This window comes from Methanolobus psychrotolerans, assembly GCF_002243045.1.
GTDB lineage: Archaea > Halobacteriota > Methanosarcinia > Methanosarcinales > Methanosarcinaceae > Methanolobus > Methanolobus psychrotolerans.
Window position 1 is genome coordinate 107015 of the sequence record NZ_MBKP01000019.1, and the last position, 16039, is coordinate 123053.

18 protein-coding genes are annotated in these 16039 nt (G+C 38.4%); 11 read left to right on the forward strand and 7 right to left on the reverse strand.

Annotation, left to right across the window (positions count from 1 at the left end; genetic code table 11):
- The first annotated feature begins 6 nt into the window (after positions 1–6).
- The gene (locus BB781_RS08260) at positions 7–1242 is read left to right on the forward strand and encodes an ArsB/NhaD family transporter (protein WP_094228020.1); all 1236 of its coding nucleotides are present in this window, start codon (positions 7–9) and stop codon (positions 1240–1242) included.
- Between the two features lie 112 nt (positions 1243–1354).
- Here BB781_RS08260 and BB781_RS08265 read toward each other — a convergent pair whose 3' ends face one another.
- Positions 1355–2416: a tetratricopeptide repeat protein gene (locus BB781_RS08265; protein WP_094228021.1), complete on the reverse strand. Its 1062-nt coding sequence runs from the start codon at positions 2414–2416 to the stop codon at positions 1355–1357.
- A 178-nt stretch (positions 2417–2594) separates the two neighbouring features.
- Entirely contained in the window at positions 2595–3128 is a 534-nt protein-coding gene (locus BB781_RS08270) for a putative ATP-dependent zinc protease (protein WP_094228022.1), read from the reverse strand.
- A 188-nt stretch (positions 3129–3316) separates the two neighbouring features.
- Between BB781_RS08270 and BB781_RS08275 the strand changes: the two genes are divergently transcribed.
- Positions 3317–3544: a DUF1059 domain-containing protein gene (locus BB781_RS08275; RefSeq protein ID WP_242492584.1), complete on the forward strand. Its 228-nt coding sequence runs from the start codon at positions 3317–3319 to the stop codon at positions 3542–3544.
- A gap of 308 nt (positions 3545–3852) precedes the next feature.
- Positions 3853–4194: a hypothetical protein gene (locus BB781_RS08280; protein ID WP_094228023.1), complete on the forward strand. Its 342-nt coding sequence runs from the start codon at positions 3853–3855 to the stop codon at positions 4192–4194.
- 143 nt (positions 4195–4337) lie between these two features.
- Here the strand turns inward: BB781_RS08280 and BB781_RS08285 are convergent, their stop codons facing one another.
- Positions 4338–4802: a universal stress protein gene (locus BB781_RS08285; RefSeq protein WP_094228024.1), complete on the reverse strand. Its 465-nt coding sequence runs from the start codon at positions 4800–4802 to the stop codon at positions 4338–4340.
- 253 nt (positions 4803–5055) lie between these two features.
- On the opposite strand from BB781_RS08285, the gene BB781_RS08290 reads away from it, so the two are divergent.
- Positions 5056–5829 (forward strand): NYN domain-containing protein, encoded by a 774-nt coding sequence (locus BB781_RS08290; RefSeq protein ID WP_094228025.1) that lies wholly within the window; start codon positions 5056–5058, stop codon positions 5827–5829.
- 7 nt (positions 5830–5836) lie between these two features.
- Here BB781_RS08290 and BB781_RS08295 read toward each other — a convergent pair whose 3' ends face one another.
- On the reverse strand, positions 5837–7639 hold the full coding sequence (locus BB781_RS08295; protein WP_094228026.1) for a nuclease-related domain-containing DEAD/DEAH box helicase: 1803 nt from the start codon (positions 7637–7639) through the stop codon (positions 5837–5839).
- A 203-nt stretch (positions 7640–7842) separates the two neighbouring features.
- On the opposite strand from BB781_RS08295, the gene BB781_RS08300 reads away from it, so the two are divergent.
- Positions 7843–8061 carry a hypothetical protein gene (locus BB781_RS08300; RefSeq protein ID WP_094228027.1) on the forward strand — a complete coding sequence of 73 codons (219 nt, stop codon included), beginning with the start codon at positions 7843–7845 and terminating at the stop codon, positions 8059–8061.
- 31 nt (positions 8062–8092) lie between these two features.
- Here the strand turns inward: BB781_RS08300 and BB781_RS08305 are convergent, their stop codons facing one another.
- On the reverse strand, positions 8093–9421 hold the full coding sequence (locus BB781_RS08305; protein WP_164997823.1) for an ATP-binding protein: 1329 nt from the start codon (positions 9419–9421) through the stop codon (positions 8093–8095).
- A gap of 225 nt (positions 9422–9646) precedes the next feature.
- Between BB781_RS08305 and BB781_RS08310 the strand changes: the two genes are divergently transcribed.
- On the forward strand, positions 9647–10303 hold the full coding sequence (locus tag BB781_RS08310; RefSeq protein ID WP_094228029.1) for a flavodoxin family protein: 657 nt from the start codon (positions 9647–9649) through the stop codon (positions 10301–10303).
- A gap of 470 nt (positions 10304–10773) precedes the next feature.
- The gene (locus BB781_RS08315) at positions 10774–11361 is read left to right on the forward strand and encodes a hypothetical protein (RefSeq protein WP_094228030.1); all 588 of its coding nucleotides are present in this window, start codon (positions 10774–10776) and stop codon (positions 11359–11361) included.
- On the opposite strand, the gene BB781_RS08320 is transcribed toward BB781_RS08315, so the two are convergent.
- Positions 11347–11592 (reverse strand): hypothetical protein, encoded by a 246-nt coding sequence (locus BB781_RS08320; protein WP_094228031.1) that lies wholly within the window; start codon positions 11590–11592, stop codon positions 11347–11349. The two genes, BB781_RS08315 and BB781_RS08320, sit on opposite strands and share 15 nt — an antisense overlap.
- 305 nt (positions 11593–11897) lie before the next feature.
- Here BB781_RS08320 and BB781_RS08325 point away from each other — a divergent pair, with 305 nt between their 5' ends.
- The 3 genes from BB781_RS08325 to BB781_RS08340 all read left to right on the forward strand — a co-directional run bounded on the left by BB781_RS08325 (position 11898) and on the right by BB781_RS08340 (position 14286).
- A complete protein-coding gene (locus tag BB781_RS08325) occupies positions 11898–12812 on the forward strand; it encodes a cache domain-containing protein (RefSeq protein ID WP_094228032.1) in 915 nt (304 codons plus the stop codon).
- Between the two features lie 704 nt (positions 12813–13516).
- Positions 13517–13963 (forward strand): hypothetical protein, encoded by a 447-nt coding sequence (locus tag BB781_RS08335; RefSeq protein ID WP_164997824.1) that lies wholly within the window; start codon positions 13517–13519, stop codon positions 13961–13963.
- Between the two features lie 56 nt (positions 13964–14019).
- On the forward strand, positions 14020–14286 hold the full coding sequence (locus BB781_RS08340; RefSeq protein ID WP_094228035.1) for a hypothetical protein: 267 nt from the start codon (positions 14020–14022) through the stop codon (positions 14284–14286).
- 176 nt (positions 14287–14462) lie between these two features.
- On the opposite strand, the gene BB781_RS08345 is transcribed toward BB781_RS08340, so the two are convergent.
- Positions 14463–14717, reverse strand: a complete 255-nt coding sequence (locus tag BB781_RS08345; protein WP_129582669.1) for a hypothetical protein — start codon at positions 14715–14717, stop codon at positions 14463–14465.
- Positions 14718–15184: 467 nt separating this feature from the next.
- Between BB781_RS08345 and BB781_RS08350 the strand changes: the two genes are divergently transcribed.
- Positions 15185–15739 (forward strand): cache domain-containing protein, encoded by a 555-nt coding sequence (locus BB781_RS08350; RefSeq protein WP_242492585.1) that lies wholly within the window; start codon positions 15185–15187, stop codon positions 15737–15739.
- Positions 15740–16039: the final 300 nt, after the last annotated feature.

Genomic DNA, 16039 nt, shown 5'->3' on the forward strand with positions numbered 1-16039 from the left:
TTTCTAATGATAATACCTGTAATAATACTTGCAATTGTATTTTTCCTTACAGCTGTGAGGCAGGTTGGAAACATCCGCCTTGAAATATGGCAGATAATGACCCTTGGCACCCTGGCAGTACTGATAACCGGCCAGATATCGATAGCTTATGCCATGGGTGCTGTGAATCTCGATGTCATGATTTTTCTTTTCGGGATGTTCACAATAGGACAGGCTCTAGAAATGAGTGGATACCTGTCTCATCTATCATATCGTTTTTTCAAAAATGCAGGCTCAATTGATGCAATTATACTTTACATCCTGTTTGGAATGGGATTTGCTTCTGCATTTTTGATGAACGATACACTTGCGATCATAGGTACACCTGTAGTATTGCTTCTTGCAAAAGAACACCGCATAAACCCTAAACTATTACTGATGGCGCTGGCTTTTGCAGTGACAACAGGAAGTGTTATTAGTCCAATCGGAAATCCGCAGAATCTCCTGATAGCGCTTGGAAGCGATATGAAAAACCCATTCCTGACATTCATGAAATACTTGCTGCTACCAACGGCTATCAACCTCTTCATCGCTTACCTGCTCCTCAAAATATCCTACAGGGAACACTTTACTTCACCCTCACTGAACCATTCAAAGCCGACAGTCACTGATATCAGACTTGCAAGGCTTTCCAGGATGTCGCTCTTACTTGTACTTTCAATGGTCTGCATAAAAATACTATTGGCTTTATCAGGATTGCAATTTGACCTTAAACTGACATATATCGCCCTTATATCAGCACTTCCGATACTGTTGCTGAGCAAAAGGAGAAAGGAAGTTCTGAAGAGCATGGACTGGCACACGCTCATTTTCTTTGCAGCGATGTTCATTCTCATGGAAAGCGTCTGGAACAGTGGTTTTTTCCAGAATGCCATCAGTGGTTCCGGAGTAGATATCACAGCAACCCCCATGATACTGGCAATAAGTGTCTTCCTTAGCCAGTTCATCTCAAATGTGCCCCTGGTAGCTCTTTATATGCCAATACTCTCACATGCAAATATCACAACCGGAGGGTTGCTTGCACTAGCTGCAGGTAGTACCATTGCAGGAAATCTCTCCATACTCGGAGCTGCAAGTAATGTGATTATCATACAGAATGCAGAGCGTAAAGGCAAAGTCTGCCTTAGTTTCATTGAGTTTGCCAGGGTAGGGATTCCACTAACCATTATGCAAGTATTTGTATACTGGCTCTTCCTGTCATAAAATTTGAGCACACAACCTGTAAAATATCATAAATTTAAAAATGACATCTGACCCTTCAGACATCATATAATAATTGCCGGATGCGCAAATATGTTCCCACAGATAGTACCTTTTAAAGAAGAGAGTTTACTAATAGAACAATAAGCATTGCAACAATACCTATTGCCCAGAATTTTATTGTTTCATTCAATGGTATCCTGATGTCCATGATATCAACTCCAGAAGCAACAACTGACTTTGGACTGGCAATGGTATTGGAAGATGCACTATATCCTGAGATTACATGGTTTTCTATAGATTCCCCTGCATCATACTCAGCTGCCTGTTTATTATGTTTGGGAGCTTGAGAAATGTCTGCCAGAGAAGAGCGGGTACGTTCGGATACAGAAGTCACAGGTTGCCTGCTACGGATAATATTTTCATCTGAACTGAATGAAGAAGGTGATTCTTCCTTAACTCGCATAGGAGTGGAAGAAAATGTATCTTCTCTTTCTTCAACGGTTTCCACTTTAACTTCAGAAAGTGCTGGTGCTGTAAATGAAGAGATTGCCTCATCTTCTTTATCGTCCATGTAGTTGCTATTTGAAACAGCCTCCGGTTCTGATTTCACAGGCGATTCGTCATAACCTTTACCAAAAAAGTCTTCCCGATCATTTCTGATAATTGAAGGGGAACCATTATCCTCTTCTTCAGAAACTACGTTGCTGAATATGGACTCATCACCCTCGGGAGGCCTGAAAGAGTATTCACTTTCCTGTGAAAGGTCGCTCTTTTCTGCCATAACAGGATCCGGTGTTTCTATGATCCATTGCTCTTCATTGTCGCTTTCATCTGCCACAACAGGTTCATGAGGGCTAGGAGGAAACACTGCATACTCATCAACAGAAGGAGCTGGAGACGCAGTTGCTTCATATTTCTTACCAATAAGACCCTGATAATCGGGATCAATCTCTATTGCAAGATCAAAACATTTCTTTGCTTCCTCGAAACGTCCGAGTTTTTCAAGACACCTGCCCTTCTTGAACCAGGCTTCCGCATTATATGGATCAATATCCAATGATTTGGTATAATATTCTATCTGTTTTTCAATTGTTTTGGCTGTATCGGCCATCTTCATCCAGTTCTCTGCAGCTTTCTGTTTTTTCTTGGATTTTACGTCATCTAGCATTCCCATATTAACACCTTTTTTTAATCGATTAACACACCTATTACTGGTCCGGCAATGTTTGAAATGATTAGTATTTGTCAGTTATAAGGTTTTATTGAATAACTGTTTTTGCTTATTTTCAAGCATGTGTAATTAATATAAAAATGTGTTTACAGAATAGAATAGATTACTATTTGTTAAAAGATCAGCTTTTTATTTCCTCATATTCAAAAGCCCACATTGGAAGGCCATCAATTTCAATGTGTTCCAGGTGTTCCATTTCATGATCAGCATAAAAGGCAGAAGGACCTGTAAACGACACGTTCTTTTCATCAAGCTCTTTGACGAATATCTTCTTCCTTTCTGTACTCACCGACGCAACTATTATCCTTTCTGCTTTAAGGACCACTGAATATGGTCGTGTGAGAAGGACACGCTCGTCCCTGCCACCACACTTCTCAAGTCTGTAGACGATCCCTTCCTTTGAAACATATTCCGGATTTAAAAGAAGGTATACTTCTTCAATGGTATGGCCTGTTCTGGTTTCCTCGTTGTATGTCGTGAACACCTTCATCACTGAAATGCTCTTAAGGTCTTCTGTAGAATAGCTCCAGGCACCGCCGACCTTCAGGGAAAGTACCATTGGATAAAAAGCATCCTTTGGTAAATCGAACCTGCCAAACATTGCCTCTTCCCTTGCACTGAATTTCAGAATTGCTTTGAGATCATTGATTTTCATTTTTACTCTAATCAACTATTGATGTAGACAATTAAATAACTTAAGGAAAACATATTTGAACCTTTTATTATTATAAGCATTATTCATCCAGTTCCCAAAGAGAAAGAGGGAGAATCTGATAACAAAAAACTATGTTTATATTCTACTACACATATTAGTTTTTATTCAGAATCAATGGAGCAGCGCTTATGAAAATGAGAATGGTAAAATGCAGCGATGTCGGAATTGACAATTGCAGCTATATAGCACTTGGAAATGACCTTGATGAAGTTGAGCAGAACATGCTCTCACATATCGAAACCGAACATCACGAATTCCTTGCGAACCTGAATGAGCATGAAGTCCATCTCCTTAAACATAGGATATCCACATTCCTTGGGAGAAGTTGTGGTTGTGGGCACCTTGAAATGCCCTGATCAGACTTATTCTTTATTTAACTTTTCACTATTTTATGATTCCGCCTTTAATTTTACGCTTTACCAAGAAATTATGGATCTGGTGTAGATGGACGGAATGTTATGTAATCAGGCTATCGTTATTTTAATGTCTTTAGTCCATCGTATTAATATATAGGGAACTTCCAATAATTATATAGCTATTTTGGAATATGGATGCAGGGGTTATGGCATCCACTCCGCTACGTTTGGATCTAAACCTGTTACTTGATCAGGATTGACCTGAGATTGCCGGAAAAATAGCTATACAAACATGTGGGAGATATTATATGGACAACATAAAGAAAGTCGGTCTTTTAGGAGCTGCAGCACTTATTGGGGCAGGACTTGCAGCATTGTCAGAAGAAAGAATAAGAGAATTTATAAAAGAAAAAGTTGAAGCTGGAAAGCTCAGCAAAGAGGAAGGCAAGATTCTTGTGGATGATCTTGTCAGTGAGACAAAAAAACAGAAGTTGAACCTGGAAAAGAATATCATTGAAAAGCTTCACAGTTCGGTAAAGATGGCAAATCAAGAGCTTGCAGACCTATCAGATAAGATAGATGAAATGAAAATACAGGAACTTGAAGCTGAACTTGAAAGAATGAAAAGTCTTAGGAAAGCAGGAAAATAATAGCTTTCTCTTTCTTTTTTGGTAATGCTATCCCAGAGTCAGCTATTATCTGACCTTATTATATGACAGAATATGTATCTTTGTTCCTTCATAATTCTTATAACAATGATTCTTTAGAACAAAAGAAAACAGGAGATACTCTGTCATTTGACTATCATGACCCTTGTCTTTGCATGCCTGCCAACGTCTGATGCCACGCTTCCAACAATCACCCTGTCCAGACCGGTCCTTCCCAGGGTGCCCATTACAATCAGATCAAACTCGTTCTTTTCAGCAAAATTTATGATCTCTGAACCGGGATGTCCTTCAAGTAGCACGGTTTCCACCTGAACACCTGCTTTGGATCCCATATCCTTTACAATTTCAAGTACATTTATCCCATCCTGCTCAAGCTGTTTATGGAAGTTTACCTCATCGGTTGATACTTTTTTTGGCGGTTCAATCGGTACCCCGAAATAAGAAAGATGAGGTATCATTGGCATTACATTCACCGCATAAAGCTTCGCTTCAGCCAGTCTTGCAATCTCGATCCCGGAAATCGCTGCCTTGTTCGCATTTTCAGACCCATCGGTTGCGATCATTATTTTTTTGTACAATTCACTTTCCATAGTATGCACTCCCTAATAAAGTTATAAAACACTTATAGGATTAATTATTTGTGGTTATGTGTGACACTTATAGTAAACCAACCCTGATCCATATATCCTGATATAGTTACAAAAAGAATTAATATATAATGAGGTTTCATTGAATTATCGAAGCAAACATGAAGAATTTAAGATGACATGGATCAATAATCCGTTTCTGTGATTTTAACCTGACATTTTTTGATGTCGTTTTAGCATAAGGAGTGGGCCGACAATGGAAGAAAATGGAACTCAAAATAAACTAGCAGTGCTGATTGATGCTGATAATGCACAACCATCGATAATAGAAGGGTTATTGGATGAGATCGCGATTTATGGTATTGCCAGTGTGAAAAGGATCTATGGAGACTGGACCAAACCAAACCTTAACTCATGGAAAGATGCACTGCTTGAGCATTCTATACAGCCGATGCAGCAATTCGCGTATACCACCGGCAAGAATGCAACGGACAGTTCGCTCATAATTGATGCTATGGACCTGCTTTACACTGAAAAGTTTGATGGTTTCTGCATTGTTTCAAGTGACAGTGACTTTACACGCCTGTCACAGAGGATAAGGGAATCAGGACTGAAAGTCTATGGTTTTGGTGAAAAGAAAACTCCACAGCCTTTTATTTCAGCATGTGACAAATTCATCTATACTGAAATCCTGAGGAAGCAGGAAACAGGAACTGAAAACATCTCTACTTTATCAAAAACAGAAAAGTGGAACGCAAATGAACTCAAAGGAGATACAAGACTTGTGAATCACCTGCGAAATGCCGTTGAAGACTCTGCCGACGAGGACGGATGGGCTTTCCTTGCTGAGGTTGGCGGCAATCTCATCAAACGCAATCCAGCTTTTGACCCCAGAACCTATGGATTCACGAAACTAGGAGAACTTGTAGAAGCGACTAACCTTTTTGAGATAGATAAGAGGGCACAGAATGGTGCAGGGAAGAGCGTTGTTGTGTATATAAGGGATAAAAGAGGGAAGGGGAAGAAGTGATAGATTGTTAATGATTTATTTGAAGAGACGGGAAAACAGGAGAATAATCTGGAATTAGTTCATCATCTGTAGGACAACTACAAGATAAAAGTTGATTGAATACTTCGCCACCTTCTGATTTGTAGGAATGGATATAGAGCTTTTCTGAAGCCCTTGTAAGACCTACATAGACGAGCCTTTTATTCTCCAATCTATCAACATTGAGAAGAATGCAAACTTTATTCTCTAACCCTTTTGATGAATGATATGTAGTTATCAGCAATTTGTTTTCGTCAAATCTTTTTGATACTTTTGCGACATGCTTTATTGAATCATCTAAATTCTCATACAAATTCTCATTACCCGCATGAGAAGGCCCAAGAACAAGAATATCTTCCGGGTTATAGTTGTTATCAAGTAGATCAAGCAAGACATTGTTTATTTTTCTGTAATTTCCGGTGAAAAAAGTTACTGAATTTTCCGAATCAAAATTCTGACAAATGCCATCTCTGCCTTCATAGAAGTTTTCCACTTCCTTCCGAAGTTCATCATGGAGCATCAGATAGTTCATCGCAAGATCAATATGTGAACCACCAGAACGGTATGATGTTTTTAGTAACTTCGATCTGCCTATGATAGTTATTCCAAGGCTTTTCCAACTATGACTTTTTGGATTATAGATGCTCTGTAACCTGTCACCTGCAAGGAAGATATTTTCACTGATCACTCCATTTTTATCTTCGTGTTTTTTACAGACCTTAAGGCACAACTTAATCCAGGAATTGTGGAAATCCTGGTACTCATCTATCAAAACCGCATCATAAATAGGTTGAGCTTTGTCCATCGCAATGTATGGAAGAGTTACATCCCAGAATTGGCCATCTTCACTACCTGTGATATTGACAGCAGCGATTTCACGAGCCATTTGATGGAAAGTTGATATATCTATATTCTCGTATTTTATGCCCATGTAATGAAGGTCTTCACGCTTAGAATTAAAGTGCTGTTCCAGCTTCTTTTCTAAAGACTTATTGTAGGTCAATATTCGTATCTTCCACTCCGGATTTTCTCTTAAAAGATGGATTGCCCTTGCAACTAGGATCACGGTTTTACCGCTTCCGGGAACACCTGTGATCATATAATGACCATAGGGGATTCTTCTTGCAAATTGTTCCTGTTCATAATCCAACGTAGCAATCACTCTGTTGTCCTGAGTATTTACCCTGTTGAACTGCCATATTTCAGTCTGGACTCGCTTTATCTGCAATTCCGGGAAAATTTTTCCCCTTATTGTTGATACAGTCCCTCTGTCGAGAAAAATAGTATCATCGGTGAATAAAGTATTGACAGAAAGTGAAGCCAATTGATCAGAACTGATACATTCGGTAACTGGCTGACAAAGTACCTCTTTCAGGGATGAAATCTCTAAGGAATTCATTTTTGTGAAAATAACCTTGGAATACAATCTAAATCTTAGTTCCTTTTTCTCGTTCAAAAGGAACTCTTCCCTTTCAAGAAGATTCTTGATAGCATTGAAATACTGCCTTGCACGATAGGCAGGATTATGTAATTCCTCACCATTAGCATCTATAACTGAGATTTGATTTATAGATTGGATATACGAAAGCGACCAGTCCTTGACCTCAACAATGCATACACCTTTAAAAGGATCTATAAGAATGAAATCAGGATTGTAAGATAGAATTAGCGGCTGAGGATACAGGAAAGCATCGTAATCCTTAGTACCGTAAATTGCTTTTAGCTTGTTGAGTACCCTGTTTTCCCCAAGTGTCAGCCCTGAGAGATCAGATTGCATCACTTTTAATGGCATTGTTACGGTCCATTTTTAGTTCACATACTATATTTTAAATTATATATTGTGTTGCCGAGTATAAAAATGAAGTTATCAAATCAGCTAGAAATCAGATATTCTATCCACAAACTGCCATTAAATAATACTTTCACTCTGCTAAGCAGACGAATATAAACCATCATTGTAATTTGATTGTTAAGAAGATTTTTCAAGGTGGTTGGATGGAAAAACAAACATGCATCAAATGTAACGACAATATGAAACTAATCGATAAGTACAGTCAGTTTTTAGAGCCAGATGAGATGAAGAAATTCACAAACCAGCAAAAGGTCAATAGTATGACCTCAAAGATAACTGAAGTTCTTAATCCATCGATTGTGAATGTTGAAATATATAAATGCGATAAATGTGGGGATTATAGAGGAGTGGAGGATGTGTAATATAGTTTCTCTTGGTTTAATCAATATAATACTATCTGTTCTTCCCAATACGTTCTCTTTCCAACAACCACCACCACAACGGCACATACTTCACCTTCTTCCCCTCAACAGTTTCCTCGCCAAAATCATCCGATGTGATGATGGTGCCCTCCTGCATCCTGAAATTCTTCATGCCAGCAAGCAGGCCATTCACTTCGCGCTCTTTGGTTTCGGGATCAGACAGATCCGAACATACCTGTATCAATTGAGTGGGGTCAAGCCCCTGCTTTGTAACAAAATCAACTTCAAGACCCTTCGGGTCCTGCCAGTAGTATATTTCCTGGCCGGAGCGTAAGAGCTGGATGAACACTATGTTCTCGTATAACCTACCGGTGTCAGAGGAGAGCTTGAAAGAAACTGCGTTGATCATGCCTGTGTCGATGCAATACAACTTTCTGGGTTTGTTTATCTGCTGTTTCAGGGATTCATCGTAATGGCTTACGCTGAAAAGCAGGAATGCATCCTCAAGGTATGCAATGTAATTTATTATCGCATCAGTGCTGAGGGATGAATAATTAGCAAACAGTCTTTTGAGAGAGTTGTATGTATGCGGTTTTGCGATGTTTGATATGCAGAAAAGCGCCAGGTCCTTGAATATAAGGGGATTGCGTATTCCGTATCTTGAAATGATATCACGATGGATGATGTCATCAAAATACGATTGCAGCGTTTCCCTGTGCCGGACCGATGGATAGACAATTATTTCAGGGAAGCCGCCTTTTTCCAGATATTCATTGAACTTGCGCTTTATCACTGTTTTGTCTTCTGAATACGGAAGTGTCTTTATATCAAAATCAACGGAATGATAATCAAGGAATTCTGTAAAACTGAAGGGGAACATCTTTGTGCTCAGATGCCTGCCGGTCAGGAGGGTAGATATATCCTGTGAAAGCAGGGATGCATTTGAGCCGCTTATCACAATCTTCACATTTTGTTTTCGGTCATATATGCCTTTGACCCACCGTTCCCATGAAGGAAAGGTCTGGACCTCATCGAGAAAAAGGTACAGATGATCTTCCTCGGATATCTCCTGCATTTCCCGGAATGTCCCGATCAGCAGTTGAAGCTCGTCCCCATTCAGCGGCTGTAACCGGTCATCATCAAGGTTCAGGTACAGTATATTGCTCTTTGGCACACCCTTTTCAAGCAGTTCCAAGATCAATTGATACATATAGTACGTTTTACCACATCTTCTGACGCCTACTATGTCATTTACATGTGGCGCATCAATGTTTGCTTCATACCTGCGATTCTGCAGCGGTGGTAATTCTCTTCCCTGCCAGTCAACAATGGCACTTTTCAGCTTTTCCCTTGTATCCACATGAATAATTGTGATTTCTTGCTTTATATATCCATCGAGTATAGACGATAAAATATGCATTTTTTGTCGAGTATAGACGACAAAATAGTATGTACTAATAAGATTTAACCCCAGCAAGTATCTATGCTTACACATTTTCTAAATGAGAAAAACCACAAAACCGGATAGTGACCTATATAATTGAAAAGAACTCAGTTCCTGTATCACAAAAAAGAGGCACACAGCATGAAAATAATGGCATTTAACGGAAGTCCCAGGAAAAATAAGAATACTGCGACACTCCTTGAGCACGCACTTAAAGGAGCGGCGTCACAGGGAGCAGAGACAGAACTCATCCACCTTTATGATCTTGATTATAAAGGTTGCATCAGTTGTTTTGCCTGTAAAAGAATAAACGGACCAAGTTATGGCACTTGTGCCATGACGGATGACTTAACCCCGGTTCTTCAGAGAATAGAGGAAGCTGATGCCCTTATTTTTGGGTCGCCAATATATTTCGCAGGAGTGACCGGGGAAATGAGGTCTTTCCTTGAAAGGTTGCTATTTCAGTATCTTGTATACGACAAGCAAAGGTCTACTCTTTTCAAGAGAAAGATATCGACAGGTCTGATCTACACGATGAATGTAAATCAGAGCCTTATGGAACAAGTTGGATACCAGCAGAATCTGAAAGTCATGGAAATGGTTTTAAACAGAATTTTCGGAGCGGCGGAATCGCTTTTTGTTACCGATACCTATCAGTTCGATGATTATTCCAAGTACGTTTCAACAGCATTCGATGCTGAAGAAAAAGCAAAGAGGCATCGTGAAGAATTCCCAAAGGACTGCGAGAAAGCATTTGAGATGGGAGTCAGATTTGCACAGCAAAACGATACATATTAATTTTTTGACTTGTTAACTTCTCTTCTACAAGTATCAGAGATGACATCATGGAAAGGAAGTAGTGGAATTTAGCAAAATAAGTCAAATTCAAGCGATTATGCCATAACCTTGACAATATATCAGGCTGTATTTGTTATTTCAACGAGGACTTCTGCAAAACCGGGATTTGTCTTTTTAAATAATTATGCAATTATAAAATAATAAGTAGGTTTTCTACAGAGCCCATTAAGTTCATAACTAAAAGTAGCATCAATATATTGATGGACGCAGATCTTGAAATTCTATTGTACATGGCACTGTTTGCATTTATGGGACTTGGGTTATCCAGTATTCTTTATGCCCTTGCCTATTTATAGTTACTAATAGTATCCAGTGCTTTTAGATTAGACTGAACTTCATACAACAATTGTATGAACTATTTGGATTACTGTAAGGCTTCAACTGCGCATTACCAGGGAAGGGGAGTATACATGGAACATGATGAAATCATTAACAATGTAAGAAATGCTATTATCCATATAATGGGTGTAGAAACTACCTATTTACTCAGTGAAGAGGACCAGGAAATTGTCAGGGAACTTGAGAAGAAGGCTGATGAGATGACCCTGATGGGACTTGGAAGGGGTGATAATAAAGGTGTAAAAGCTGTCCTGAAAAATAATGTGATCTTCGCTTTCACCACAAATATGGATTTCAATTGGCCTGAAGGACCAAGTGTTATCCTGATGCACGGCGATCGTATTGTAGGCCAGAACCTTGACGATGAAGCTAAACTTGAGGAAATGAGATCCTGCAAGGATAAATTATTGATCGGTAACATTGTCATATATGACACAAGCGTCTTAAAGGGAATGAATTCCAAGACAAATCCACTTATCGTGGTATTGCCTCCTAAGCCCTGTAAGGAAGTAGAGTGTGTAGATAAGGTATGCAATGTAGTCCTCGCATCACCATCCACGCCAAGCGATGAATATCTGAAGGGAAAAATGGGACTTGAGTGCCTCCACGGGAAAGGTACTTTCCTGCTGGGATTCGACTTTGATTCATCTTGCAGTTAAAATATCCGGATGCCTGCTTTGCAGGCACTTTAACTTTTCTTTTTCTGCAGCAACCTGCTTTGGAACTAAAAGCTGTAAGTCTTTAAAAGCACCTACCCTGTAATTGTGATTAAGCAGCTTAAAGCTTAAGGAACTTGTGAAGAACGCACTCATTGAACATCTCATTCTTAATCTCTTATCCTTGTGGGAATTTGACATCTCTTCTTTAATAAAGAAGCACTGTACCCCCATACTAAACCACAATCATAATCATCTTAATCATTAACAAAATAAATATAGTATTGATTAATATAGACTACTGTGTATAATAAGTGTTTAGCAGAAGTTAGCGGCTCAAATACAATCACCCCTTCATGTGAAACATAGAACTTAAACAGAACAACAGAAATTCAATACTTATTGTACTAATTTGAGCTTTCGAAATATCCTGATGAATCCAGCTTAGAACTGTTGAAGATAAGCCGGGTGAACTGTATCAGGTGGAAACTGATATTTTAGCATTTTAATTTTAAGTTGAATTTGACAGGTGATACGTTATGAATCTTTTTAAAAATCTACTTTGTGTTATGTTAATTACTGTTCTCTTGCTGGCAGTTGCTGGTTGCGTGCAGTCAGAAAAAACAGTTGTTATTGAACAAGAAGAACAAATAAATGAAAATGAACAGAACGAACTGTTAGTCCAGAAAGAGAATAGTATGTCGCTGGTCAATGCCGCTATTGACCTCATGAATGAAAAAGGAGAGCTGGCATTTGATGATTTCCGAGAAAAGGACAGCCAGTGGTATCATAATAATTCCTACATCACTGTCTGGACAACTGAAGGAATACGTGTTGTCTTCCCTCCTAAAGTAAGCGGCGAGGGCGAGAATGTGAGCGATCTTAAAGATTATAATGGGAAACCGTTGGGCAGGATGCTCATAGACACTGCTTTAAGGGAAGATGGCGAAGGATGGGTTAATTATGACTGGCCAAAACCAGGTGAAACAGAACCTTCAAAGAAGTGCACATTCACCAAGAGAACTTCTATCGGCAACCAGACATACCTTGTCCATTCGGGCTTTTACGTAGATGACTACGTCTATAACAAAAACCTTGAAGATATTGAAGATATCAACTACTTTGGAGATGCAACCGTTAGAAATCTGATCAACCCGAATAGAGTTGAAATGGATATGGACATGGACATAGATTACAGCATTGCACATTTTACAGTTAAAACAGGTGCTACCCTTGATTCCCTCATTATGAAGAACCCGGAAACATACTATGTTATTGAGGGCGAAGGAATGCTCTACATAGAAGATGTACCATTTGAACTGAAAAAAGGGCAACTTGTCCTCGTACCTGCAAACGCAAAGCAATACATCAAGAATACCGGAGATGTTGACCTTGAGCTCCTTTCCATAAACCAGCCTGCATGGGAACCGCAGAACGAGATAATTCTGGAGTGATCTTTCACTCCACTTTTTTAATAGACGTTTGTTTTGAAGTGAAATTGAACAGATTAATATCGATTGAATATAGGTCAAGTTCGTCCTTTTCCTATAATATCAATTTCTTGTTTGTGCTGATTTCTAACCGACTATATATGGAACTTAAAGAACTTGGGATTGCCATAAGAATAGGTGTAAGGTCAAATCACAATACAATGAGATATAGTCGTGTATTCTAATAGCCATAGCTATGCAAAAATAAACAGCTTGGATAGCAAGATGAATAAAATAAACCGGGTTTCCGGTTACCCATAATAAAGGAAATAAAGAATGGGACCATTAAGGAATTATGGATGATATGTTTATATTCTTTGCAAGTGGCGCATTTGGTTTATGTGTAGGAATAATAGGTAGTCTATGGGTAACGCTTAAATTTCGAGTAAAAGATATGCATATGTGGAATCCTAATTATGAAGATGAGGTCAAGCAGCTTAAATACGTAGAATGGCTTATAAATTTAATTGCGGTGCCGTGTGCTTTTGTTGTGCTTAGCTATGTCATACTTGTATCAATATCCCTGTGTCTACAATTTACCTAAACTGCCAAGTAAAGGAAGATTGAAATACTGTCAATATTGTTGTTTTATACACAATTAGAAGGAGTAATGGGTAGTGAATTATAAATTGAACCGATTAGATACAATAACCATTTTTCTAGTTATTGTGCTTGCTATGGCTTTCTTTAAAATACTAACATTATCATCTGATCCTACTAAACAAACAGAGATTCAAATTGCATTAAACGTGATACTAGTTTTTGTCACGGTGGTATATGTAATTATAACAAACCTCATTTTATCAGATAGTAAAAAATCACGAGAGATTGATTTTAAAAGATTACAACTTGAGACGTTTTATCTTCCTCTTCATTTTGCTCTTACTAGTATGGAGGAATTTAAGAAACCATCACCAGAATTAGATTTCCTGTTTTCACACATATACCTTGGCGAGGGTGATGTACCTCAATTGTTAATAAAGTATGCAGATTACAAAGAAAAAAAGAATCTTTCTGATGAAGAGGTGGGCGAATTACGAACGAACCTTTCTACTAAAGTTAATAAAGATATCGAAATCATAAAAAAAGATATTCAGAAACTGAGGAATGTATAAATTTAACCTAAACCGCCAAGAAAGGGAAATAAAGAATAAGATCATAGGTGTATATCATGACAGGTGAAGATAGACTTATTGAGATTTTAGAAAAAAAGATAGAGGATATACAATTATTATGTGACAATGCAGGGGAAAAGGGGGCTTTTGACGAATATAATGGTCACTGCTTTGACATTTCGATTATTGAAGATATTATCGACCACGTTCAGAATGCAGATGATTTTGATTCAGCTGTCGTAAAGAATGATGGTGATTTTTTGATTCAGCTAATTGAACAGGGAGATTACAAGTCTGCTCATGACCTTTTTTTGAGGTACTGATATAAATGTATTATTCAGTAACACTTTTGTACTTCCAACGACATGTTGAAAAAACGCTATTTCTTTTTAAACAATCTCGGTTTTACTCGCATCATTTGCAGGTGTGGAAAAATATTTCCTTGATGGTTGACAAATCGGAAGAAAATATTTTACAAAACACTAGGTTTGTGTAACATTTAATCTATGTATTCATTATAAATATCATCAAGCTCTGCCAAGTATTCTTTTCTCATTTGTTCCAAAACATCACGATCTTTGTTTTTTACAGTTTCTACGACCTTAAACAATGTAATCAATCCAGCGATATCAAGTTTCATCCAATGGTCTGCTTGCACATCTCGGATATATATTGTATTTTTGTCTTTAAGTTCAATTTCTATGTTGTCTTTTCTTGTTTTACTCATTGTACCTACTTCCTGTATTAAATCCACCCAGCTAATATTTGCTTAATTTCTTATTTCTTGTTATAATAAAACTGCAGGTTTTTATAATTGTGGACTGTCAAAATTTGCCGGATATCATGCGTATCTAATATAAAAATCTGTGATTCTATCCTAAAATAACAGGGTTAAACCCTGCTATGTTTCTACTGGAACTATAAATTTTAGAGTATCTGTGGTACTGTTATTTTTCTATCCTGAAAATTAACCGATGGCGTTTTTAAAATTCCAGTAAAACCTTACCTACCCAGCACTCGCGCCGCTTCACAGCACCTATATCTTTTTCCCCCGTTCCCTTAGGTACACGATTAAGGCGTGTGTGCCACGGTTGGCCTGCAACTTGATTTCTAACAACCTTTGTGCCTTGAAACTGACATATTAAATTTGAAATGTTGCATCAGATCCATGAAAATCATATGCCATACATATTTATTAATCGAAGTATATTATTAAGAGATATGAAACCAATTTTTTTTATACTTACACTAATACTGGTAGTAATCCTTGCTACCGGTTGTACAGACAAAGATGTAACTTCCCCTCAAAACCAATCTGAAGCAACGCCGACTTCGGTTTCCAGTTCCACAATATCTCCTGAAGAACTCGTGATATTCGTTGAGTCAGCTTATGAATATGCACAAATCCATGGGCAAGAAGCTGCTCTTAAAGAGTTTAACAACCAAACTGGCCAGTTTGTTGACGGCGAACTCTATATCTTTGCCTACGACTTAGAAGGGAACACACTTGCTCTACCTTTCCAGCCCAAGTTGATTGGAACGGCTAGATGGAACAACACAGATGCAAACGGCGTCGCATATGTCCAGAATTTTATAAGCACCGCTCAATCCGGTGGAGGTTTCACTCAGTATCTTTACATAGACCCTGCAGATAATTTCACCGTCAAGCAAAAAACCAGTTACGTGATGATGGTGGATCAGGATTGGCTTATTGGGGCTGGTTTCTACAATTCGCAGGAAGATGTACCAATTGGAAATACAGAACAGATTTCCTGATCAGGAAAATCATGAAATATAGCTAAACAGGAAAAGAGCAGTTATCCGCTCTTTCTTTTCTTATTTTTCTGTAACTATTCAGCCTAGCTCCCTTCCACCAAGCTGATTTCTCTCTCTACGATCAATTCTGCAATATTGGAATAAGTGAACCCTCATAGAATATTGCATTAATCGAGTCTATAACAGACATGGAATTCTTGCTAACAGTAGAAACGTATCCTCTTATCCGGCAGAAATTTCTCGCACCTTGTTCACTACGGAAGGTACCGGATATCTTCTGTTGTACTTTCGTCATTCTGA

Excerpts from the sequence above, each read along its gene's own strand:
- BB781_RS08260 (WP_094228020.1), top strand. The coding sequence starts at position 7 with ATGATAATACCTGTAATAATACTTGCAATTGTATTTTTCCTTACAGCT.
- BB781_RS08265 (WP_094228021.1), bottom strand. The coding sequence starts at position 2,416 with ATGGGAATGCTAGATGACGTAAAATCCAAGAAAAAACAGAAAGCTGCA.
- BB781_RS08270 (WP_094228022.1), bottom strand. The coding sequence starts at position 3,128 with ATGAAAATCAATGATCTCAAAGCAATTCTGAAATTCAGTGCAAGGGAA.
- BB781_RS08275 (WP_242492584.1), top strand. The coding sequence starts at position 3,317 with ATGAAAATGAGAATGGTAAAATGCAGCGATGTCGGAATTGACAATTGC.
- BB781_RS08280 (WP_094228023.1), top strand. The coding sequence starts at position 3,853 with ATGGACAACATAAAGAAAGTCGGTCTTTTAGGAGCTGCAGCACTTATT.
- BB781_RS08285 (WP_094228024.1), bottom strand. The coding sequence starts at position 4,802 with ATGGAAAGTGAATTGTACAAAAAAATAATGATCGCAACCGATGGGTCT.
- BB781_RS08290 (WP_094228025.1), top strand. The coding sequence starts at position 5,056 with ATGGAAGAAAATGGAACTCAAAATAAACTAGCAGTGCTGATTGATGCT.
- BB781_RS08295 (WP_094228026.1), bottom strand. The coding sequence starts at position 7,639 with ATGCCATTAAAAGTGATGCAATCTGATCTCTCAGGGCTGACACTTGGG.
- BB781_RS08300 (WP_094228027.1), top strand. The coding sequence starts at position 7,843 with ATGGAAAAACAAACATGCATCAAATGTAACGACAATATGAAACTAATC.
- BB781_RS08310 (WP_094228029.1), top strand. The coding sequence starts at position 9,647 with ATGAAAATAATGGCATTTAACGGAAGTCCCAGGAAAAATAAGAATACT.
- BB781_RS08315 (WP_094228030.1), top strand. The coding sequence starts at position 10,774 with ATGGAACATGATGAAATCATTAACAATGTAAGAAATGCTATTATCCAT.
- BB781_RS08320 (WP_094228031.1), bottom strand. The coding sequence starts at position 11,592 with ATGGGGGTACAGTGCTTCTTTATTAAAGAAGAGATGTCAAATTCCCAC.
- BB781_RS08325 (WP_094228032.1), top strand. The coding sequence starts at position 11,898 with ATGAATCTTTTTAAAAATCTACTTTGTGTTATGTTAATTACTGTTCTC.
- BB781_RS08340 (WP_094228035.1), top strand. The coding sequence starts at position 14,020 with ATGACAGGTGAAGATAGACTTATTGAGATTTTAGAAAAAAAGATAGAG.
- BB781_RS08350 (WP_242492585.1), top strand. The coding sequence starts at position 15,185 with ATGAAACCAATTTTTTTTATACTTACACTAATACTGGTAGTAATCCTT.